This window comes from Collinsella sp. AF31-11 (assembly GCF_003475605.1).
In the GTDB taxonomy this organism is placed as follows: Bacteria; Actinomycetota; Coriobacteriia; order Coriobacteriales; family Coriobacteriaceae; genus Collinsella.
The window spans coordinates 57,550-78,928 of record NZ_QRQS01000006.1 but is presented as its reverse complement, the minus strand read 5'-3'; the positions used below and the strand labels follow the sequence as shown (position 1 = coordinate 78,928).

25 protein-coding genes are annotated in these 21,379 nt (G+C 59.3%); 13 read left to right on the top strand and 12 right to left on the bottom strand.

The genetic code is table 11. The annotated features are described in order from the left end of the window. Positions 1-167: 167 nt before the first annotated feature. Both DWZ22_RS05160 and DWZ22_RS05155 read left to right on the top strand, forming a co-directional pair. Positions 168-1,673 carry a DNA repair protein gene (locus DWZ22_RS05160; protein WP_233502232.1) on the top strand — a complete coding sequence of 502 codons (1,506 nt, stop codon included), beginning with the start codon at positions 168-170 and terminating at the stop codon, positions 1,671-1,673. After that, positions 1,666-2,133 (top strand): hypothetical protein, encoded by a 468-nt coding sequence (locus tag DWZ22_RS05155; protein WP_233539376.1) that lies wholly within the window; start codon positions 1,666-1,668, stop codon positions 2,131-2,133. Before DWZ22_RS05160 ends, DWZ22_RS05155 begins: the two co-directional genes overlap by 8 nt. Here DWZ22_RS05155 and DWZ22_RS05150 read toward each other — a convergent pair. Continuing rightward, positions 2,120-2,503 (bottom strand): heavy-metal-associated domain-containing protein, encoded by a 384-nt coding sequence (locus DWZ22_RS05150; RefSeq protein WP_117735304.1) that lies wholly within the window; start codon positions 2,501-2,503, stop codon positions 2,120-2,122. The genes DWZ22_RS05155 and DWZ22_RS05150 overlap by 14 nt on opposite strands. Before the next feature lie 177 nt (positions 2,504-2,680). Between DWZ22_RS05150 and DWZ22_RS05145 the strand changes: the two genes are divergently transcribed. Together DWZ22_RS05145 and DWZ22_RS05140 are read left to right on the top strand one after the other, a co-directional pair. After that, on the top strand, positions 2,681-3,385 hold the full coding sequence (locus DWZ22_RS05145; protein ID WP_118099022.1) for a DUF3793 family protein: 705 nt from the start codon (positions 2,681-2,683) through the stop codon (positions 3,383-3,385). 46 nt (positions 3,386-3,431) lie between these two features. Continuing rightward, positions 3,432-3,851: a flavodoxin gene (locus DWZ22_RS05140; protein WP_118405604.1), complete on the top strand. Its 420-nt coding sequence runs from the start codon at positions 3,432-3,434 to the stop codon at positions 3,849-3,851. Positions 3,852-3,983: 132 nt separating this feature from the next. Here the strand turns inward: DWZ22_RS05140 and DWZ22_RS05135 are convergent, their stop codons facing one another. The 5 genes from DWZ22_RS05135 to DWZ22_RS05115 all read right to left on the bottom strand — a co-directional run bounded on the left by DWZ22_RS05135 (position 3,984) and on the right by DWZ22_RS05115 (position 9,404). Beyond that, on the bottom strand, positions 3,984-4,736 hold the full coding sequence (locus tag DWZ22_RS05135) for an amino acid ABC transporter ATP-binding protein (protein ID WP_117629740.1): 753 nt from the start codon (positions 4,734-4,736) through the stop codon (positions 3,984-3,986). A gap of 12 nt (positions 4,737-4,748) precedes the next feature. Beyond that, positions 4,749-6,059: an ABC transporter permease subunit gene (locus DWZ22_RS05130; protein WP_118405603.1), complete on the bottom strand. Its 1,311-nt coding sequence runs from the start codon at positions 6,057-6,059 to the stop codon at positions 4,749-4,751. 167 nt (positions 6,060-6,226) lie between these two features. Further along, a complete protein-coding gene (locus DWZ22_RS05125; RefSeq protein ID WP_118405602.1) occupies positions 6,227-7,087 on the bottom strand; it encodes an ABC transporter substrate-binding protein in 861 nt (286 codons plus the stop codon). 143 nt (positions 7,088-7,230) lie between these two features. Next, the gene (locus DWZ22_RS05120) at positions 7,231-8,100 is read right to left on the bottom strand and encodes a deoxyribonuclease IV (protein WP_117735309.1); all 870 of its coding nucleotides are present in this window, start codon (positions 8,098-8,100) and stop codon (positions 7,231-7,233) included. A gap of 95 nt (positions 8,101-8,195) precedes the next feature. Continuing rightward, positions 8,196-9,404, bottom strand: a complete 1,209-nt coding sequence (locus tag DWZ22_RS05115) for an aldo/keto reductase (protein WP_255413334.1) — start codon at positions 9,402-9,404, stop codon at positions 8,196-8,198. Between the two features lie 145 nt (positions 9,405-9,549). Between DWZ22_RS05115 and DWZ22_RS05110 the strand changes: the two genes are divergently transcribed. Both DWZ22_RS05110 and DWZ22_RS05105 read left to right on the top strand, forming a co-directional pair. Next, positions 9,550-9,744: a hypothetical protein gene (locus DWZ22_RS05110; protein WP_118405601.1), complete on the top strand. Its 195-nt coding sequence runs from the start codon at positions 9,550-9,552 to the stop codon at positions 9,742-9,744. A gap of 125 nt (positions 9,745-9,869) precedes the next feature. Beyond that, positions 9,870-10,784, top strand: a complete 915-nt coding sequence (locus DWZ22_RS05105) for a ketopantoate reductase family protein (protein ID WP_233505228.1) — start codon at positions 9,870-9,872, stop codon at positions 10,782-10,784. Positions 10,785-10,892: 108 nt separating this feature from the next. Here the strand turns inward: DWZ22_RS05105 and DWZ22_RS05100 are convergent, their stop codons facing one another. The 3 genes from DWZ22_RS05100 to DWZ22_RS05090 form a co-directional block, all read right to left on the bottom strand. After that, complete coding sequence (locus DWZ22_RS05100; protein ID WP_117735313.1) at positions 10,893-11,099, bottom strand: hypothetical protein; 207 nt, start codon at positions 11,097-11,099, stop codon at positions 10,893-10,895. Between the two features lie 186 nt (positions 11,100-11,285). After that, positions 11,286-12,062, bottom strand: coding sequence for a hypothetical protein (locus tag DWZ22_RS05095; protein ID WP_117716544.1), 777 nt, complete (start codon positions 12,060-12,062; stop codon positions 11,286-11,288). A gap of 312 nt (positions 12,063-12,374) precedes the next feature. Further along, entirely contained in the window at positions 12,375-13,685 is a 1,311-nt protein-coding gene (locus tag DWZ22_RS05090) for an O-acetylhomoserine aminocarboxypropyltransferase/cysteine synthase family protein (RefSeq protein ID WP_117648314.1), read from the bottom strand. Between the two features lie 275 nt (positions 13,686-13,960). Between DWZ22_RS05090 and DWZ22_RS05085 the strand changes: the two genes are divergently transcribed. The 5 genes from DWZ22_RS05085 (at position 13,961) to DWZ22_RS05065 (ending at position 17,483) form a co-directional block, all read left to right on the top strand. Beyond that, positions 13,961-14,863, top strand: a complete 903-nt coding sequence (locus DWZ22_RS05085; RefSeq protein ID WP_055251412.1) for a LysR family transcriptional regulator — start codon at positions 13,961-13,963, stop codon at positions 14,861-14,863. 48 nt (positions 14,864-14,911) lie between these two features. After that, positions 14,912-15,448: a ribonuclease HI gene (gene rnhA, locus DWZ22_RS05080; RefSeq protein ID WP_117648313.1), complete on the top strand. Its 537-nt coding sequence runs from the start codon at positions 14,912-14,914 to the stop codon at positions 15,446-15,448. 73 nt (positions 15,449-15,521) lie between these two features. Next, a complete protein-coding gene (locus DWZ22_RS05075) occupies positions 15,522-16,628 on the top strand; it encodes a Gfo/Idh/MocA family protein (RefSeq protein WP_118405600.1) in 1,107 nt (368 codons plus the stop codon). A gap of 2 nt (positions 16,629-16,630) precedes the next feature. Continuing rightward, positions 16,631-17,041 carry an acylphosphatase gene (locus DWZ22_RS05070; protein WP_118405599.1) on the top strand — a complete coding sequence of 137 codons (411 nt, stop codon included), beginning with the start codon at positions 16,631-16,633 and terminating at the stop codon, positions 17,039-17,041. A 61-nt stretch (positions 17,042-17,102) separates the two neighbouring features. Then, positions 17,103-17,483, top strand: a complete 381-nt coding sequence (locus tag DWZ22_RS05065) for a Fur family transcriptional regulator (RefSeq protein WP_199407998.1) — start codon at positions 17,103-17,105, stop codon at positions 17,481-17,483. Between the two features lie 15 nt (positions 17,484-17,498). On the opposite strand, the gene DWZ22_RS05060 is transcribed toward DWZ22_RS05065, so the two are convergent. From DWZ22_RS05060 to DWZ22_RS05050, 3 genes are all read right to left on the bottom strand, one after another. After that, positions 17,499-18,296 carry an HAD-IIB family hydrolase gene (locus DWZ22_RS05060; protein WP_158573297.1) on the bottom strand — a complete coding sequence of 266 codons (798 nt, stop codon included), beginning with the start codon at positions 18,294-18,296 and terminating at the stop codon, positions 17,499-17,501. A gap of 83 nt (positions 18,297-18,379) precedes the next feature. After that, positions 18,380-18,958 (bottom strand): urease accessory protein UreE, encoded by a 579-nt coding sequence (locus DWZ22_RS05055; RefSeq protein WP_117716538.1) that lies wholly within the window; start codon positions 18,956-18,958, stop codon positions 18,380-18,382. Positions 18,959-18,961: 3 nt separating this feature from the next. Next, positions 18,962-19,390 carry a peptidylprolyl isomerase gene (locus tag DWZ22_RS05050; RefSeq protein WP_035138874.1) on the bottom strand — a complete coding sequence of 143 codons (429 nt, stop codon included), beginning with the start codon at positions 19,388-19,390 and terminating at the stop codon, positions 18,962-18,964. Between the two features lie 120 nt (positions 19,391-19,510). On the opposite strand from DWZ22_RS05050, the gene DWZ22_RS05045 reads away from it, so the two are divergent. Further along, on the top strand, positions 19,511-20,524 hold the full coding sequence (locus DWZ22_RS05045) for a dipeptidase (RefSeq protein WP_118405597.1): 1,014 nt from the start codon (positions 19,511-19,513) through the stop codon (positions 20,522-20,524). Between the two features lie 74 nt (positions 20,525-20,598). Next, positions 20,599-21,375, top strand: a complete 777-nt coding sequence (locus tag DWZ22_RS05040) for a M48 family metallopeptidase (RefSeq protein ID WP_233502862.1) — start codon at positions 20,599-20,601, stop codon at positions 21,373-21,375. The last annotated feature ends 4 nt before the right edge of the window (positions 21,376-21,379 follow it).

Below are 21,379 nucleotides of genomic sequence, written 5' to 3'. Positions count from 1 at the left end.
GAGCTGTTTCGCACTCTTTAGAGCCGCGTTAAAAACCCGATGCAGCCGCACGACCATACCTACCAAAACAAACCAGTCCCTTTTTGGCAGGTTTTGACGATGTCCGCGCAAGCAGGTATTATCGAACAGGTATTCGATAAGAACATGTGTTTGATGGGAGGGCACGCGTGGAGCACGAGCAGCATACCTATATCTGCATCGACCTTAAGACGTTCTACGCCAGCGTCGAGTGTGTCGACCGCGGGCTCGACCCACTCACCACGTGCCTGGTCGTTGCCGACGAATCGCGCGGACGCACGACCATCTGTCTTGCCATCACGCAGGCCATGAAAGACCTCGGGATACACAACCGCTGCCGTCTGTTCGAGATTCCCGACGGCATCGACTACATCAAGGCCGTACCGCGCATGCAGCACTACATGGAGGTGTCGGCGAAAATCTACGGCATCTATCTGGAATACGTGAGCCCGCAAGACATTCACGTCTATTCAATCGACGAGTGCTTTATCGACGTGACGCCCTATCTAGACCTCTACCACACCGATGCCGAAGGGTTCGCCTGCATGTTGCGCGACGAGGTCCTCGCGCGCACCGGCATCACGGCCACCGTCGGTATCGGCCCCAACCTATTCCAGGCTAAGGTGGCGCTCGATATTACCGCAAAGCACGTACCCAGCCGCATCGGCATACTCGATAACGAAACCTTTCGCAAGGAGATCTGGCCGCATCGACCCATCACCGATATCTGGGGTATCGGCCCCGGCGTGGCGGCCCGGCTCGAAAAGTACGGCGTCTACGACCTGATGGGCGTAGCCGCGCTCGACGAAAACCTGCTTTACGATGAACTCGGCGTCAATGCCGAATATCTCATCGACCACGCCTTCGGGCGCGAGCCGACAACCATCGCCGATATCCAAGCCTATCGCCCGCAGGCAACCTCAACCACCACAGGACAGGTGCTCTCAAAGGGCTATGCCTACGAGCAGGCCTACACCGTCTTGCGCGAGATGGTCGACAACGCCGTACTGGACTTGGTCGATAAGCACGTGGTGTGTGACAGCATCTCGCTCTTCGTGGGCTACGCGAGCGAGCGAGCCGACATACGCCGACTCGATGCCAGCGGCACGGCGCAATATGTAGACGGATGCGGACACCTGCGCTCGAGCACGTCAGGTATCGAGCCTACCGCGACCGCCGGCCCCGAACTCGCGCCCCGTGCGCCCAAGCCCGTCCAGCGCGATGACGAACGGCGTCGCCTGGTGCGCGAGGCGCAGGCAATCGACGGCATCTTTGTGGGGGAACACGGCGGCAAACCGCGCGGTGGCTATGCCGCACTCTTCGCGCACTCCAACGCCTCGCGAAAACTGCCCGAGCGCACCAATTCATTTAAGAAGATCATGGGTTACTTCGATGAGCTCTGGGCGCAGACTGTCGACCCCAAACGACCGATCAAGCGCATCAACCTGGGCTTTGGCAATCTCATGCCCGAGGAATTCGCTACCGTCGATCTGTTCAGCGACGTCGAGGCCGACGAGCGCGAACGCGATCTGGCGCGCGCCGTGTTGGCCGTGAAAGGCAAGTACGGCAAGAACGCCCTGGTCAAAGGATTGAGCTTTACCGCCGGCGCCACCGCACGCGAGCGCAACGATCAGGTAGGAGGACATCGTGCCTAAGCCCCAACAACAACCGATACGGCCGCCGACACCATTTGAGCGCCTGGCGGACCCCGAGGGAAGACGTCGTTCCGCCGACCCCAAACTCACCGCCAACGGCGCCGTTCGCGCCGGGCGCGCCGCGCAGTTTATGCCCTTCGCCGCTCTCACGGGATACTACGAGCTCGTACGCAAGCAAGAAATCACTGTCGAGCCCAAATGCGAACTCACGGAAGAAAAAGCCCTCGAGCTTTCGAAAAAGCTCGAGGGCCTCAAACGCGGCGACTTGGTTCGCGTCACCTATTACGATACGTACGGTTATCGTAGCCGTACCGGCATTCTCGATGAAGTGCTCCCCGCATTCAAGCTGCTCAAACTTAAGGATATCGCCATTAACTTCGACGATATCCAAGACGTGGAGCTGCGCGGCCGAGCCCAATCGAACGCCTCGGCCTCGATGCGAGCGACTAGAGCCTCATGACGTAATAACCCGCGCCCCTTACCACGGCCTCAAGCGTCTCGCGGCCAATCGGATACTTCGAGCGCACGCGCGCTGTGTGGTCCGCAAACGTCACCGTTGCCCACACGCCATGCAGCGCATTAAGGGCATTCTCAACGTTGTGCGCGCAGCCATCACAACTCATGCCGCCAATGAGCAGCTCATCGCAGTAGGGGTAGTGAGATTTGTCGGTATCGGCCACCACGGCCCTTTTAACTTTTTTGCCACTCGAACCATCGCTGCAGCAGCTTTTGCCGCGCGTCGATGCGACAATGCGGCGCAGTCCAAAGAACATACCGACGGCAATTACGGCCAGTACGATGATATTCGCAGGGTTAAGCAGATCTTCCATGCGCTCCCCTTTCCTCGTAGCTCATTCAGAGATACCCGCGTGAGGTGTCACCATCCTACCCCAAGCTCATGTCAGTTCAATCAAATAGTTTCGTATTTCTTACTTTTTAGTTGACCTAGGCTTACTTTCGTGTATAAGTTTTCCTTGTTTAACAAGTGAGGACTCAAAAGGGGAACCATGACTCGAACCATAGACATCCCAACGTTTCAGGCAGCGGTCGTGCGCAACTGCTCCCCCACGCTCGCGGGCATTAAACCAGCATCGCTTTTTACCTATCCCGGCATCTATGCCCATCAGGATGGCTCGAGTGCGACCGCGCCGATCGCCGATCGACGCGCACGCCTGCTCAACGTCATCGCCCAGTGCAACCACGAACTCGACCCGCTCGGCATCCACCTGAGTGTTTTGGTCTGGCGTCCCTGCGGGGCGCTTGTGTACGCATATCGACGCAAAAGCCTCGCTACGTACCTTGCGGACCCGCGCGCCAAAACGGCGCTCGCCAAGGAGGGCTACAACACCGACAATCTGCCGATATGTCTCGCGCACCTGGCATCACGCATCGCGCTCGCGAGCACTAACGCCGCGGAATGCGCCTGCGACCAGGCACGGTGCGCATTGGACCATCAAGCCCGCTGCAATAACAGCTGCTCCTGTGAGTTCCCCCACGAAATTGGCTACTTTTTGGGATACCCCTACGACGACGTCCATCAGTTCATCGTCCAGCATGGCGAAAACTATAAGGTCTTTGGCGCATGGAAGGTATACACAAACGTTGAGCAGGCGCTCACGACCTTCGATTCCTATCGCGCATGCACGCAATACCTTACCTACATCTATCAACAGGGCTGCACCCTGGGACAACTTGTCCAGGCAACCCGATAGAGCATACAAAACACGGCCGCACGCCGCACAACCGAAAGGAAAACATATGAGCAAGATCGCCGTCGTCTACTGGAGCGGTACGGGCAACACCGAGGCCATGGCAAACTTCGTTGCCGAGGGCGCAACCGGTGCCGGCGCCGAGGCAGAGGTCATCTCCTGCGCCGACTTCTCCGCAGACAAGGCCGCCAGCTATGACGCCATTGCCTTCGGCTGCCCCGCCATGGGTTCCGAGGAGCTTGAGTACGACGAGTTCCAGCCGATGTGGGATGAAGTCAAGGAAATTCTCGACGACAAGAAGGTCGTCCTCTTTGGCTCTTATTCGTGGGCCGAGGGCGAATGGATGGACAACTGGAAGGCAGATGCCGACGAGGCAGGTGTCAACGTCGTCGATTCCGTCATTTGCTACGATGCGCCCGACGATGAGGGCGAGGCGGCCTGCAAGGCCCTGGGAGCGGAGCTGGCCTAACGAAGCCGTCAGAAAGTCGCAAGACAACTGACAGCCGAGCACCGCACAACAACAGTCGCTCATGCCCAAACAAAAACGGGGGCCGGATACTATCCGGTCCCCGTTTGTGATATCGACAACTTCGACGCGCCGCTACGAGATATTGCCCAAAAACGCCTTGGTACGCTCGCTCTTGGGATGGTCGAAGACCTCACTCGGCGTGCCCTCTTCCACGATAACGCCGCCGTCCATAAAGACGACGCGATCGGCAACGTCGCGGGCAAAGCCCATCTCGTGCGTCACGACGATCATGGTCATGCCGTCACGCGCAAGATCGCGCATGACGCCAAGGACGTCGCGGACGAGCTCGGGGTCGAGTGCCGACGTCGCCTCGTCAAAGAGCATCACGTGCGGGTTCATCGACAGGGCGCGGGCGATGGCAACGCGCTGCTGCTGACCGCCCGACAGCTGGCTCGGCATAAAGTCGATGCGCTCGGCAAGACCGACCTTGGTCAACTCTTCGATGGCGATCTTCTCGGCCTCTTCCTTACTGCGCTTGAGCACCTTTTGCTGCGCAAGCATGACGTTCTTTTTGACCGACAGGTGCGGGAACAGATTGAACTGCTGAAACACCATGCCCAAGTGCGTGCGTACCTTATTGAGGTCGACGCCCTTGGCACACACATCCACGCCCTCAACGACAATCGAGCCGCTCGTGGGATGCTCCAGGCGATTGATGCAGCGAAGCATCGTCGACTTACCCGAGCCCGAGGGGCCCAGGACCACGACGACCTCACCCTTGTGCACATCCAGATCGATGTCGCGCAGGACCACGTTATCGCCAAAGGCCTTCTGGAGATTCTTGATGCTGACGACGACCTCGTTCGAGTTATTGGTTTCGCTCATGATAGGACCTCCTTACAGACCGGCGATGTGATCGGCGGGCGTCGCGACGACCTGTCCGGCGCTCTTGGCGGGACGCTTCTTCTTGACTTCGGCCGTACCCAAAAGCCTCGCCTCAAGACCGCTCACCAAGCGGGCAAGCGGCAGGGTGATGACCAGATAGAACAGGGCGGCAACCACATACGGCGTAATGGATCCCGTCGTAGCCACGATGGTGCGGGCGTTCATGACGATCTCGATCACGCCCACGGCGGCAAGCAGCGACGTATCCTTGTAAAGCAGGATAAACTCGCTGGTCAGCGTAGGCAGGACATTGCGGAACGTCTGCGGAATCATAACGTAGAGCAACGTCTGGAAGGCATTCATGCCCAGCGAGCGAGCAGCCTCGTTTTGACCCTTGGGGATCGACTGAATACCGGCACGGAAGATCTCGCACAGGTACGCAGACGAGTTCATGGCCATGACGATGACGCCCAGGGCATAATCATCTACCTTGACGCCGGCCAGCGGCAGGCCAAAGAACGCGATATAGATCTGCAGGAACGCCGGCGTACCGCGGATGATATTCACGTAGATGCCGGCAAGGCAACGCAGGATGCGCGACTTGGAGATGCGCATGAGCGACAGGGCGAAGCCAAAGGGAATTGCCAACGGAAACGCCACAAGCACGATCGAGAGCGACATGAGGAAGCCCTTAAAGACGATCGGCAGGCTCTGGACCAAAATGACCGGGTTCAGGAACAGGCGCAGGAACATATTGGAGTTCCAAGCCTCGACCCACGGCTGCTCTTTAAGGTCGGCCAGGAAGTTATCGAAAGCCGTCACACTCTTGATCTCCACCGAGGACATCTTGGAAATCTTCTTGGTTGAGCCGTCGGCCAGGGTATAGGTTCCGCTAAAGGCCTCGTCGCCGCCCTCGAGGGGGAAGGTCACGCCGTACACCTCGACACGGAAAAAGCCGCCGGCAGGCGCCGTCTCGCCAAAGTCGACCTTGAGCGTCTGGCCATCCGCCTTGCACGTGGGCTTCATGGGGGTACGGTCCATAAGGTCCTCGCCCGAAAGCATCGTCAGGCGCGTATCGTCGGCACTAAACGTCGTGCCATCGACAAACGTCAGCGAAAGACCGCTCAGCTCCTCGTCGGCATCGGCCTGGACTTCCCAGGTAATGCGCGTCTCGGTGCCGCCGACCACATCGCTGCCCGAGCCGGTGTTGGGTCGGGCAGTGATCTTTGCGGTCTCAAGCGCCTGGGCGGTCGAGGGTGCATATGTCCCCGCACACACCAGCGCGAGCGCCACGGCCATGGCGCAGGCTAGCTTTTGGAGCAAGGCGGACCGTGGAGAACGCTGCTCCGCGGTCCCTTTGTTCAATCGAGACAAGGTGGCTCCTATCGTAGAAGTTGCCTGCAAAACAAGACGGAAACGCTCTCCGTCGAGAGAAGCGCAAAGGCCCTCTCCGCAAAACGGAAAGGGCCCGCACGCAATCAAGCATTAATTTACTTGATGTTGTACTTAGCCATGAGGGCGTCAACGGTACTGTCATCGGTCAGGTCCTTGATGGCCTGGTTGATGTCGTCCTTGAGCTTGGTGTTGCCCTGATTGACGGCGATGGCGTACTCCTCGCCAGTGCTGATCTGCTTGATGGTCTGGCAGGTGTTGAACTGCTCGGCGGTCAGCTGGCTGGCGACGGAGCGGTTGGTGACTACGGCATCGCCCTTATCAGACTGCAGGGCGCTGAAGCACTCGGTGGCGTCCTTGTAGGGAACAATCTTGGCCTTGGGGAAGTTCTCCTGGGCAAAGGCCTCGGCGGTCGAGCCGGACTGGACGATGATGGTAGCGTCGGCGTTGTTGAGCTTCTCGCTGTAGTTATCGGCCGTAATGTCGGTGTTATCGACCTTGGTCACGATAGCCTGGTCATCCATGTAGTAGGAGTCGGAGAAAGCGACTTCCTTCTCACGCTCGGGTGTGTCAGTGATAGCCGCAATGGCGACGTCGTACTTGGCGCCCGAAGCAACGCCGGGGACGAGCGTGTCGAAGTCGTTGTTGACGTACTCGACATCCAGGCCCAGCTTGTCGGCGATAGCCTTGATGAGCTCAAGGTCAAAGCCCTGATAGTCGCCGTTGTCGTCCTTATACTCAAACGGAGCGTATTCGGCAGAGGTGCCGACGGTCAGCGTGCCGTCCTTGACGAGCGCATACTCCTTGGAGCCGTCGACCTTCTCGACCTTCGCGTTGTCAGGGCTGCTGGAACCGGCATCGGAACCAGAGGTGGCGTTGGACGAACCACAGCCCGTCAGTGCAAGAGCGAGCGCCATGGCGCCCGTGGCTGCAAACGCGCCAAGCTTCTTGAGCTTCATAATCAGTCTCCTTCCAGTGACCCCGTTTGATTCAGAGGTCTGCAAAAACTGTTGGCTATTATGCACCCGCTTATAGGAATCTGCAATGAGAAAACTGATTGAAACAAGCCCATAACGTGAATGAAACACCCACTTTGTGGCTGTTAATTACTGCGCAAAGACCTTAAGAGTTTTATTTCAGCCGCATAACCTGCAAGTTCGTTCGGTGTCTCCAAAATGAAAGGCAACGCACGCAGACGGTCATTCGATACAATATTCTGCATAACCTGCATACCGCCGCCAAGCTCCTCGCTACCAAGGTAGCCCTTACCGATGCACTCGTGACGATCTTTATGGGCGCCACAGGGGTTCTTCGAATCGTTGATGTGTACGGCACGCAAGCGGTCGATACCCACCACGCGGTCGAACTCGTCGAGTACGCCGTCCAGATCATGGATGATGTCGTAGCCGGCATCGCTCACATGGCAGGTGTCTAGGCAAACGCCCAACTTGACCGACAGCTCGGGGCGTTTGCCGGCAACGCCCTGGATGATGAGCGCCAGCTCCTCAAAGCTACGGCCCACCTCGGTACCCTTGCCCGCCATGGTCTCGAGCAGCACCGTCGTCTGCTGCCCCTCAAACATCACCTGACACAAGGTGTCGACGATCATCTGAATGCCGGCATCAGTCCCCTGCCCCACATGCGCGCCGGGGTGGAAGTTGTAGTAGTTGCCGGGCAGCGCTTCCAGGCGCTGCAAGTCCTCGGCCATTGCCTCCAAGGCAAACTCGCGCGCCCGCTCTTTGGCAGAACAGGGGTTATAGGTATACGGGGCGTGTGCCACGAGCGGACCAAAATCGTTTTGCTCCATAAGCTCGCGCAGGGCTGCCACGTCATCCATGTCAAGGTCTTTCGCCTTGCCGCCGCGCGGGTTGCGCGTAAAGAATGCAAAGGTATTGGCGCCAATGGACAGCGCCGTCTCCCCCATTGCCCGATAGCCCTTCGTCGTGGATAGGTGACACCCGATCGTCAGCATCCCCAGCTCCCCCTCATCAGTTGCGGTGAAATACGGTCTATTGATGCCTTATTTTGGCGCAAACAGACCGTATTCCACCGCACGTTATAAAAGGGTCATGAGGAGCGCGTTTTGCCGAAGGCCCTAAGCGCCGCCGTCACGGGGCCGGGCTGAAAACGGCGGCGTACGGCGTCCAAGCGCCCGGGGATATCGATGTGCTGCGGACAATGCCGCGCGCATTTGCCGCATTTGACGCAATTGCTCACCAACTTGGGCTCGCTTGTGCGCACCGCGCTCGCCGTAAAGTACTGCGATAGACCCGTAAACCAGCTGTGCGCATAGCTTGCGTTGTAGGCGGCAAAACATCCAGGGATATTGATGCCTTTAGGACACGGCATGCAATAGCCACATCCCGTGCAGGGCACGCGATTCGATTTTTCAAACTCCGTCAGCACGTGCGCGATGGCATCGAGCTGAGTAGCTGTCATCGAATCCGGCAGGGCCCGATCGGCCAACGCCGCGTTCTCATCCACCTGCGCGGTATCGGTCATACCCGATAGCAGCATCGTCACCTGAGGATGGTTCCACACCCACGAAAGCCCCCAGGCGGCAGGGGTGCGCAAATGCGGATCACGGACGCTCTCGAGCACAGCGCGGGCCCGCGGCGGCAGCTTGCCCGCCAGACGCCCGCCTAGCAGCGGCTCCATCACAAACACCGCGAGCCCGCGCTCCGCAGCCGCCATGAGTCCTGCCGTTCCCGCTTGGTAGCGCTCGCCGGCATAGTTGTACTGTATCTGGCAAAAATCCCAATCGTATGCGTCGAGCATCGTCAAGAAATCCGCCGCGCTGCCGTGATACGAAAAACCAATCTGGCGAATGCGCCCCGACGCCTTTTGGCGCGCGATCCAATCCTCGACGCCCAACGCCACCACACGTTCCCACTGGACGGGCGAGGTGATGTTATGCATAAGGTAATAGTCGATATGGTCGGTCCGCAGACGACGCAGCTGCTCGTCAAAGAAACGGTCGAAATCCCCGGTGCATGCACACGAAGCGTGCGGCAGCTTGGTCGCCAGCAGCACCTGGTCACGCAGCCCCAAACGCTCAAGCGAAGCGCCCACGCATGTCTCGTTGCCGGGATAGAGATATGCGGTATCCAGGTAATTAATCCCCTGCCCCACCGCACGGGAAATGATGGCGTCGGCCGCCTTCGCGTCCGGATGACCCGGTGCACCGGGAAATCTCATACAGCCCAGACCGAGAGCGGATAATCGGTTACCACTTTTGGGGTCAACGCGGTATTGCACAGACCCTCCCTTCGCCATAAGCGCCCCGGCAAGGAGAAACACAATGGTCACGCAGCCGAAACATCGTGGAATCGCAATCGAGAACGTATCGTAACGCAGCAGAAATCGAGCCGTCACGGCACCGCTTTAACATCAGCAAAAAGCCCGATGAAAGGAGCCGGGCGTGACCACACGCGAGGACGCCTACCCTTACCCGGGCGAGCAATACATCCTTTCGGTCGACCGTTACCAAATCGAGGTCATGGATCATCTGGATGAGCTTCCCGCCACGGATGCTGTCATCTTCTGCACCTTCCCCAAAGTGCGTGATGGCGTCGGATACCCCGCACGCGTCTTTGCGGTCTGCCCCGCGTCATAAGTTCCCGTGTTCCCATGCGTTCGTTCTTCTAAATTCCGCTATCCGGCGCACACAACATACCCCGACAGCATACAATCCATCAGGCGCCCCTTACGCGGGCGCCTTTTATATGGGAGATGATTCACATGCAGATCAACAAGGTCGCCTTTATCGGCAAGGGCGGTGTCGGCCTACTTTACGGCAGCATGATCGCCCAAGCGCTCGGCAACGACGCTGTTGAATATGTCATGGACGACGCACGCTTTGAGCGCCACGCGGGCGATGCGCTCAATATCAACGGCAAGCCCTGCGCGCTCAAGTCCGTCCGCGCGAGCGAAGCGACGCCCGTCGACCTGGTCATTCTCACTGTCAAGACAACCGGGCTCGATATGGCACTCAAAACCATGGAAAGCGTCGTGGGTCCCGACACGCTGATTGCGTCACTGTGCAACGGCATCACGAGCGAACAAAAGATTGCCGAGCGCTTTGGCTGGGAACACACCGTCCTGGGTATCTGCCAGGGCATGGACGCCGTGTTCCTCAACGGAGAGCTCACCTTTACCAACACTGGTGAAATCCGCTTTGGCGCGGCGGCCGGCACGGATCCCGCAACCGTTGCCGCCATCGACGAGCTCTACACGCGTTGCAGTATCGCCCACACCGTCGAGCACGACATATCACATCGTATGTGGGCCAAGCTCATGCTGAACGACGGCATCAACCAAACCTGCATGGCCTACGGCGGCACCTACGGAAGCGCCACGGAGCAGGGATCCGAGCAGCTCCGCAGTTTTGTCTCCGCCATGCGCGAGACGCTTGCGGTCGCCAACGCCGAGGGCATCGAGCTCACCGAAGCGGATCTGACGCAGATGGTGCACCTCATCGAAGGGCTCGATCCCGTCGGCATGCCCTCGATGGCACAGGACCGCATCGCACGACGCAAGACCGAGGTCGAGGAGTTTGCGGGTACCATCTGTCACCTCGCGGCCAAGCATGATATCCAAGTGCCGCAAAACGAATGGCTCTATTCGCGCATCCGCGAAATCGAGGCCAGCTGGTAGCGCTCGACATACCGCAGCCAACAGACTCAACGGCAAAACCGCCGCAAGGGACATTCCACTTGCGGCGGTTTCCTGCTTCATCTATAGCTAAAACCAGCTTCACGGCTGTTAGAGTTGCGAGCCCCGCATCTCGTCCTCATCCTCACGGCAAAGGACGACGCCGGCGCTTCCCAGCGCAGCGACAGCAATCAGGGCCCCCACAACGATAGGAGCAGCTCCGCACAAGCCCTGCATGCCCGCGACAAGCGCGGCTGTAGGACCAAGACAACCCAGCGCAAGTGCAACGGCGGCAATAGCGATATCTCGAGCGTTCATGAGACCACTTCCTCCACGGGAAAGACCTTGCTTCTCATGGCTTAGTGTGCCCCGCGCCCATATGCCCAACGTAGCGCCACGGTAAAGGTTCTGTTAACCCAAATGCATATATAAAACGGGCGTCTTTACGTTGCCCGAAAGCTCGGTAAAGACGCCCGCCCATCATATGTCTATAGCGCGAACAGATTACCAACCGGTGTAGTAATCGGTCGTTCCGGCTGCGCAGCCCGAATCGTAGACCTTGCACTCGCCCTTGGAACCGGTAAACGTGGAGCCTTGGGCCTTATCGCCCGCGGCAACGACGTAGTAGCCATCGGAATCGCGCCAAAAGCCCTCGGAATCCTGCGTCCATTCGCCCGTGCGGTGGTGATACAACACGTTGCTGCTGTAATAAGTCTCGCGGCGGCCGTTATAGTTATTGACGCCGCTCGAGCGCGTCAGACCCGAGCCGTTCGCGCAATACGCAGCAGACGTGTAAGACGAGCCGGAGCCGGCGTTGTAATACGAAGCCTGAACGGCCTCAGCGGCCTCGGCTTCGGCTGCGGCAGCCTCGAGCGCCTCGCGCTTGGCATCCTCAAGCGTGGAGCGAAGCTCGTCGAGCTCGGTCGACTTGGCGTCGACCTCATCCATCGTCAAAAGACTGCCCGCACCGTCGATGCAACCCTGTAGTACAGCGCGCTCGTCATCGGTGGCATAGTCACCGTACATGTTCATAATGATCTGAGCGCGCATCTCCAGGGAATCGCGCTTTGCCCCCATCGAGGCGTTCCACTCCTGCATAGAGCCATAACCGTCGCCGCGGTAGTCGACGGGCTGCACCAGCGTCGCCTCGGACGACGTAGATCCGACCGTATCGGATAGTGTCGTCGCGTGGGCATCAGTTGCGCCGGCGCCCGCCAAAAGTGCCACGGTCAGAGCGGCGGAAAGGGCGGCGGCTTTCGGTTTTCGTGAATCGATCCTCATGTAGCTGGAAACCTCCGTAGTACGTTTTTGCTGCGTTTAAGCTGCGTGTGATTCGATCGCGCTGCATAGTACCCCGAGCAAATCGCGACCTGCGGTTTTTCTCAAAAGGTGCACGTCAATTGCGTAAAACTCACATCCTCTCAACAGGAGTTTTCCATAACTCGAATGCATAAAGCGTGTCAAAAACCCTGTTTTTGCACCCTCTCTATGCAAAAAAGGCGTCTGTGCAACCATTGCTTGCGCAGACGCCTTGAGCAGGCATTTTATGCAGTTATACCTATCGAGTCGAAAGAGGTCCTTGCACAAGTCGCCTTACTCGTCCAGCACGGCGAAGGCCTGCTTCAGATCCCAAATGATGTCCTCGGCGTTCTCGGTACCGATGGAAAGACGGATCGTGGAGGGCGTGATGTTCTGCTCGGCGAGCTCCTCGGCAGAGAGCTGGGAGTGCGTGGTGGTAGCCGGGTGCACGACGAGCGACTTGACGTCGGCCACGTTGGCGAGCAGCGAGAACACCTGCAGATGATCGATGAACTTCCAGGCAGCCTCCTGGCCACCTTTGATCTCGAAGGTGAAGATCGAGGCACCGCCGTTGGGGAAGTACTTCTGATAGAGCTCGTGATCGGGGTGCTCAGGCAGGCTCGGGTGGTTCACCTTGGCAACGTGGCTGTCGCCGGCAAGGAACTCAACGACCTTCTTGGTGTTCTCGACATGACGGTCAACGCGCAGCGACAGGGTCTCGGTGCCCTGGAGCAGGACCCAGGCGTTGAACGGGCTGATGCAGGCACCCTCGTCACGCAGCAGGATGGCGCGGACATAGGTTGCGAAGGCGGCGGGACCGGCAGCCTCGGCAAACGAGACGCCATGGTAGGAGGGGTTGGGCTCAGCGATCTGGGCGTACTTTCCGCTCGCCTTCCAATCGAAGTTACCGCCGTCGACGATCACACCGCCCAGCGAGGTGCCGTGGCCGCCGATGAACTTGGTTGCGGAGTGGACAACGATGTTGGCGCCATGCTCCAGCGGACGGAACAGATACGGGGTGCCGAAAGTGTTGTCGACGACAACCGGCAGACCGTGCTTCTTGGCGATCTCGGAGATGGCGTCGATGTTGGGGATGTCAGAGTTGGGGTTGCCGAGCGTCTCGAGATAGATGACCGTGGTGTTGTCCTTGATGGCACCCTCAACCTCTTCCAGGTTGTGGGCATCGACAAACGTGGTCTCGACGCCAAACTGGGAGAGCGTATGCTCGAGCAGGTTGTAGGAACCGCCGTAGATGGTCTTCTGAGCCACCACGTGGTCACCAGCCTGGGCAAGAGCCTGCAGGGTATAGGTGATGGCAGCGGCACCGGAGGCGACGGCAAGACCGGCCACGCCACCCTCGAGCGCGGCGATACGGTCCTCAAAGACGCCCTGGGTGGAGTTGGTCAGACGGCCGTAGATGTTACCGGCGTCGGCAAGACCAAAGCGATCGGCGGCGTGCTGGGAGTTGCGGAACACATAGCTCGCGGTCTGGTAGATAGGCACGGCGCGGGAGTCGGATGCGGGGTCGGCGCTCTCCTGCCCAACATGAAGCTGCAGGGTATCGAAACCAAAGGTGTGCTCGGGGTTGTTGATGAACTGGCTCATGATGATCTCCTTGATCGAACGAAAGTAAATAAATAAGAGAGAAGTAAGTCGCTGTCTCCTGATCACGCCGACGGGCGCAAACAGGAGCCCGGCATTCGTCTTGGTAAGCAGTTCATATGCGGTCCTCCTTTTGACATCCCGGTTCCGTGGTCGGCTTAATTACCTACCGCCTTTGTGTGTTTTGAATAGTACGAGCATTGTTTCGCTCGGTCAATCACTTAAAAGCGCTAACCTGTTATCGGTTTTTTAGATAGCTATCGAAAGGACGGGCACCGATGACACTCCAGCAGCTTCGTTTTCTTATCGCCGTGGCAGAGTCCGGCTCAATCAACGCCGCAGCTCAGCGCCTCTATACCGCTCAGTCCAACATCTCAAACGCCGTCAAAAGCCTAGAACAAGAGCTCCATCTGGAGATCTTTACGCGCTCCAGCCGCGGCGTCACGCTCACCAACGACGGCACCGAGCTTTTGGGCTATGCGCGCCAGGTCGTAGAGCAGGCCGACATGCTCGAGGCACGCTACGAGGACGGTGGCACCCCGCAAGCCCGCCTCGCCATTTCCGCCCAGCACTACGCCTTTTCGGTCGAGGCCTTTGTCAACGTAGTCGAGCGCTGCCGCGACAGCAAGTTCGAGTTCATCATGCGCGAGACCACCACATCGCAGATCATCGATGACGTCCGTGCGTTTCGCAGCGATATCGGCATTCTGTATCTGGATGACTTTAACGCCCGCGTTCTGCAGAAGGCCTTCGCCGATGCCCGCGCAAGCTTCCATCCCCTATTCGACGCGACGGTCCACGTCTTCGTTAGCGAGCGCCACCCGCTCGCACGCCGCCCGCAGCTGTCCCTTGCCGACCTCACGCCCTATACGCGCTACAGCTTTGAGCAGGGAACCTCAAACTCCTTCTATTACGCCGAGGAACCTTTTAGCTATATCCCTTGCGACCGCAACATACGAATCTCGGACCGCGGAACACTTACTAACTTACTTATCACGTCGAACGGTTACACCCTGTCGACCGGTGTCCTCTCCAATGAAATGCAATGGGGCATGGCATCGATCCCGCTAGCAGACGCCCCAACGATGCACGTTGGCTACATCATGCACGACGAGCGCAAGCCCTCTCTCCTCTTGCAGCAATACCTCGACGAGCTCAACCGCATCATCCATGCCAACTAACAGTCCGAAGACGGGGTAGAAATCGTAGATTGCTGGCCCCCGGCGGGCATGGCGCTACAATGGTCACTCACACGAAACGTACCCAACGAAAGGAAGCCCGTGAAGGTCATCATCTATACCGACGGCTCGGCCCGATCAAATCCGGGACGCGGCGGCTACGGCGCCGTGCTCAAATACACCAACCCCGCCGGCAAGACCTTCACCTCCGAGCTTTCGCGCGGCTATGCCAAGACCACCAACAACCGCATGGAACTCATGGCGGTCATCGTGGCGCTCGAGGCGCTCAACCGCCCTTGCGAGGTCGAAGTCCATTCCGATTCGCAGTATGTCGTCAACGCCTTTAACAAGCACTGGATCGACGGCTGGAAAAAGCGCGGATGGAAAACCGCCAACAAGCAACCCGTCAAGAACCGCGACCTGTGGGAGCGCCTACTCACCGCCAAAAGCAAGCACAAGGTTGATTTCATCTGGGTTAAGGGTCACGCCGGTCACGAGCTCAACGAGCGCTGCGATGAGCTCGCCACCACGGCGGCCGACGGCAGCAACCTCGATATCGACGCCGGCTTTAACGAGAGCGACCTGTAATAGCGTTTTCGCGCAGCTTTATATCCCCACGCGCTACACTCATCCTGTAGGCCAAACAACGCAAGGGGGACGTATGCTGCGCATCGCGACCATCGGCACATCCATGATCACCGACGACTTTATCCAAGTCGTCAACGCCAACGACCAAGCCGCGTTTGTGGGCACGCTTTCACGCGATGCCAATCGCGGTGCCGCCTTTACCGCCGAGCGCGGTGGCGAGCGAAACTTTACTTCACTCGATGAGCTCGCGGCAGCTGCCGACGTCGACGCCGTCTATATCGGCAGCCCTAACGCACTTCACTACGAGCAGGCCCTTGTCTGCATCGCCGGTGGCAAGCACGTCATCGTCGAGAAGCCCTTCTGCGCCACCGAAGCGCAGGCGCTGGAAGTCTTCTGCGCTGCCGAGGCAGCAGGTGTCGTGGCCCTCGAGGCCATGCGTCCCCTCCACGACCCCGCCTTCCACGCCATCGAGGACGCCCTGGGCGAGATCGCCCCCATCCGCCGCGCCTCATTGCGCTTTGGCAAATATTCCTCGCGCTACAACGAGATTCTCGCGGGACGCGCCACCAATATCTTCGACTGCAATATGGCATCGGGTTCCCTCATGGACATTGGCGTCTACACCGTCGAGCCCATGGTCGAGATTTTCGGCATGCCCTCCGGCCTTACGAGCATGGCTACTCTGCTCGACCCCGCCACGCGACAGCTCACGCACGGCCCCATCGACGGCTGCGGTTCCATCCTCGCCAGCTACGGCGGTGGCCGTATCTCCGTCGAGCTCGCGCACTCCAAAATAACGAATGACCTGCTACCCTCGCAGATCGAAGGCGAGCGTGGCACTATCCAGATCGACCATCTGTCCACGCCCCGCAATGTCCGCATCGACTATCGCGGCGATGTCGTACGCGGCTCGGCGACCGAGGCACCGCGCGAACAGGGCGACAACGGCCGCGTGCTCGACCTGCCCAAATCGAGCAACACTATGGAATACGAACTCACAGACTTTATCACCGCCATCGGCGGCATCGATAACGTTAAGGAAGAGATTTGGGAGACCCCGGCGGGACGTCACGAACTTGGCCACTACCGCGATGTCACGCTCGTCTCATTGCGCATCATGGATGCCGTGCGCCAGCAGGCCGGCATTACCTTCCCGTCCGACGCAGGCAAGCAGGCCTAGCGATGGGCTTCTTCGATGCGTTCTTCTCCAGCGTCACCGGCGGCAGTCGAGAGCCTCAAAAACCATCAAACGTCGAGCTCGAGCTGCGCCGCGGGCTTACTGTGCTCGCAAGCGACGAGGCCACTCAAGACACTCCCCTGCGCTATTTCCTACGCTGGGAGGGGCAAGTCCAAGGCGTTGGTTTTCGCTTTACCAACACCAACCTCGCACAGGCACGCGCACTCACCGGCTGGGTGCGTAACATGGAAGACGGGTCAGTCGAGATGGAGATACAGGGAGCTCCGGCAAACATCCTGTCTCATCTCGAGGCGCTTCATGCCTCCTATGAGCGCATGGGAACGCGTTTTCGCCTCGTAGACGCCCAGACCCGAGCCCCACTTGCCAATGAAGACGGTTTCATTCCTCGTTATTAGTATTGTGTGCTAAATACGGTATCATTTACCTACGACCGTTGATAGAAAAGAGGCGAGGCGCATGGCGGTGCAAAGAAGGAATACCAAGCAGCGAAAGCTGGTTCTTGACGCTGTGCGCCAAAGCTATAACCATCCCACCGCCGACGAAATCTACAACGCCGTACGCGAACAGGATGACAAGATCAGCCGCGGCACGGTCTACCGCAACCTCAATCTCTTAGCCGACGCAGGGGAGATTCTCTCTATTAAGACGCCGGGCGGCAGCCGCTTCGATCGCACCATCGAGCCGCACGCACATATCATCTGCACCTCGTGCAGCCGCGTCATCGACGTGCCGCTCCCCTTCGATGCCCAACTCGACGACAAGGCGTCCGAGCAAATCGGCTGGGACGTCACCTCGCACTACACCATCTTCGAGGGCCTCTGCCCCAACTGCCGGTAGATGTTTGGGACATGCCTACACAGCAAGTAGACGACGCAGTTCTTCTTCGACCGTGCGCGCGTAGCGGACGCGGTCGTTGATGCCGCGCATGCTGGGGTTGCAGCTCTCCATCAGATAGGGATGGCCCACCACGTTGAGTATGTCACGATCGTTCTCATTGTCGCCAAACGCCATCATCTCATCGGGCGAAATCCCCAGGGCGTGACCGTAATCGGCAAGCGCGGAGCCCTTGCCCGAATCGAAACCGATAAAGTCCGTCCATTCGGTTCCCGATGTCATGACATCGACTCGATCGCTAAAGTGGCGCTCGAAATACTCCAGCGCCGCCTGCTGCTCCGCCTCGGGCGTCTGGAAGGCAATCTTAATGACGTCCTCGTCGATGTCTTCGGGACGGTCGACTACCGCCACATCGCAGTGGACCTCATAACGCAGGTGGTCAACAAACGCATCGTTGCCGCCCATGGTGTAGAGGTGCCCCTCACACGAAAGGGTCACGTCGGCATGGGGATACGCAACCACGGCATTCGCGATATCCATAGCAAGGCTACGCTCCATGGAACGCTTGACAACGGCACGCCCCTCGCTCATCACCAGGGCTCCGTTTTCGCATACATAGGCGAGTTCATCGGCCACCGGGGCAAACAGGTAGCGCAAGCTCGCATATTGACGGCCGCTCGCCGGCATAAACACGATACCGCGACGATGCAGCTCATCAATGAGCTCAAAGGCCTCGGAACGCGGCTCGCGCTCCCCCGGATGCAGCAACGTGCCGTCCAAATCGCATGCAATCAGCTTGATTCCCTCAAGACCCATATGCTTCCCCCAAAGCCTCCTATCAACAGCAAGACGGACTTTGATTGGTCGCCCCTCAAAGCCCGTCTTGCGCATACGCGCGCTTAGCCGCGCGTCTTTTTTACGATGGTAAAGTCGGGAGCCATGCTCACGACGACATCCGCCGCGCTCGATGCAAAGCGTCGGTCCGCATCGAGTTCGCGGGTAACCACCGAGAGCCGAACACTCTCGACACCCCGGAGCATACGGCCCAAAACAGGCTGCACCGGCGTATACATGCGCACGGTATGCTCGTCCGAGTCGCCCCGGAAGAGCGGCGCATGCATGTTGCCGATCTCCCAGCACGCATGCGCGAGCGCAATCGGATCCATGCGGTCGACTTCGACCAAATAAACCTCGGCGCTGCGCAGGCGCACGACAACCGCCACGGGCACCATGCCCGAACGGTCAATGGCGAGCACGTCGCCATCGGCAAGACGACCGCCGTCGGTAGCATCCAGCCGAACATCAATCGTGCGCCCCAGCTCCGTCACGCCCACAAACGCGCATACATCGGCCTGGTCCCAATCGAGCAGCAGCTCGTCAACTTCAAAGACGCCGCCCAACTTCCGGCGAAGCAGGAGTTCATAGGACGGATCGTTGAGATTTCCCAAGCATGTCGTCGAAACCAGGCGTTCAGGCATACTCTAACCCTCGACCTCAACGAGCTCGATATCAAAGTTGAGGTCCTTGCCGGCCAACTCGTGGTTGGCGTCGAGCGTCACAGCCTCGGGCGTCACGTCAATGACGACGGCGGGAACGGGCATGCCGCTCGGCGTGGACAGGAAGAGCTTCATGCCCTTCTCGATCTGCTCGATGTTGGGAACCTGCTCGGCCGGGAAGGTCAGAACCATCTCGGGATTGTGCTCGCCGTAGGCATCGGCAGCAGGAATGTGCACGGTCTTCTTCTCGCCCACCTGCATGTCGACAACAGCGGCGTCGAAGCCCTTGATCATCTGGCCGGCGCCGCAGGTGAACTCCAGCGGCTCGCCGCGATCGTAGGAGCTATCGAACTGCGTGCCATCGTCGAGCGTGCCACGATAATGGGTCTTGACCTTCTTGCCCTGGTTGGACATGGTAACCTCCGTGATAAGGGCGGCGCACAACGCGGGCCGCCGTGAACATATGGCGCTAACTATACCCTAGTCATACAATTCAATGACAGTTTGCAAAGAAACGCTGCAACCGGAGGAACCATGGCATATCCTGTATTTGACCTACACTGCGACACTGCCGACCGCATCGGCTGGGCCACGCTCGATCTCGACCTGCGCTTTACCGCCGGCACCGACGGTTATTTCCCCGGCGACGAAACGCATCCGCAAGATTTCGACCTCATCGAGGGTAACGCCTGTGCCATCTCGCTCGCAAAGATCGGCAACACGCCGTGGGCACAGTGCTTCGCCACGTTTGTCCCCGACGAGATTCCCACCGCCCACGCCGCGCGCTTCCAGGCGCAGATCATGGCACACATGAGCGGCCAAGCAATGCTCAACCACGACCGCATGGTCAACGTACGCAACGCCGCAGACATTCGCCCCGCGCTCAAAGACGGCAAGGTCGCCTGCATCCACACCATCGAAAACGCCACGTTCTTTGCCGAGGACCCCGCGCTGATCGAGGTGCTCAAGAGCCTGGGCGTACTCATGTCATCACTCAGCTGGAACGCGCAGGGACCGCTCGCGAGCGGCCACGACACCCACGCCGGTCTCACCGCCGCCGGCATCGAGGCACTTACGCAGATGGAGCACGCCGGCATGGTACTTGATGTCTCCCACCTCAACGATGAGTGCTTTGACGAGGTCGCCGCCCGCGCCACGCGTCCCTTCGTCGCCAGCCACTCCAACTCCCGTGCGGTTTGCGGCGCCAAACGCAACCTTACCGACGACCAGTTCCGCACCATTCGCGACATGGGTGGCATCGTCGGCCTCAACTACTGCAGCGAGTTCCTTTCCAACGACGCAACCGACAAGACCGCCGCAGACGTCACCTTCGACCAGCTGGCGGCGCATATCAAGCACTGGCTCGACCTGGGCGGCGAGGACGTCATCGCGCTCGGCGGCGACTGGGACGGCGCCACGGTGCCCGCTTTCCTCTCCGATGCCAGCAAGATGCCCGAGTTCCAGAACATGCTTTCCAAGCATTTTGGCAAGACCGTGATGCAAAAGCTCTGCAGCGACAACGCGCTTGCCTTCTTCGAGCGTTATTAATTTCACATCCCTTGAGCGGGCCGGCATGCCGAACGGTCGACATGCCGGCCCGTCCCCGATCTGAAGGACCGCTTTTGACGCAGCAGTTTACGATTTCCGCATCCCGACCGGATGGGACGACCATCCCCGTCGTCGTTACCAAAAAGCGCGTCAAGAACTTCAACCTACGCGTCACATCGAGCGGCGAGGTCCACGCCAGCGCACCGATCGGCGCCAGCCGCGAGCGTATCGAAGCGTTTGTGAAGCGCAACAGCGCCTGGATTATCAGCCGACTTGCCCAGCGCGAGCAACGTCAGGCGACGGCACGAGAGCCGCTCAGCCCCTCGTCCATCATTGCACTTTGGGGCAAGCCCATCACGGTACAGGATGCACTCGATCACAACTTTGCATCACCCGCACCGCGACCCAAACAGGCCACCTTCGCAAGTTTTATGGGTACCGATGAATCGGACGAAGGCCCACAGGCCAAGCGGCACGCAATCCTCGACGGCCTAACGTCCGATGAGCTCCAAGCCCACATCGACCAGCTCTACGCGTCCGAGGTCACCGCAGCGCTACGCGACATCGTGCACGCGTACGAAATCGCAATGGGCGTCACCGTGGCCCGCGTCTCCGTGCGCAGCATGAAAACGCGTTGGGGCTCCTGCACACCCAAAACCGGCGCCATTCGCATCGCGCGCGAGCTCGCCGCCTACCCTGTCGAATGCCTCGACATGGTTGTCGCCCACGAGCTCGTCCATCTGCTCGAGCCGAGCCACAATCAGCGCTTTCACGCCCTGCTCGACACGTACTGTCCCAACAATAGAGCCCTGTCTCAGCGGCTCAAGCAGCCACCCCTCAACAAGCTCTAGCGTC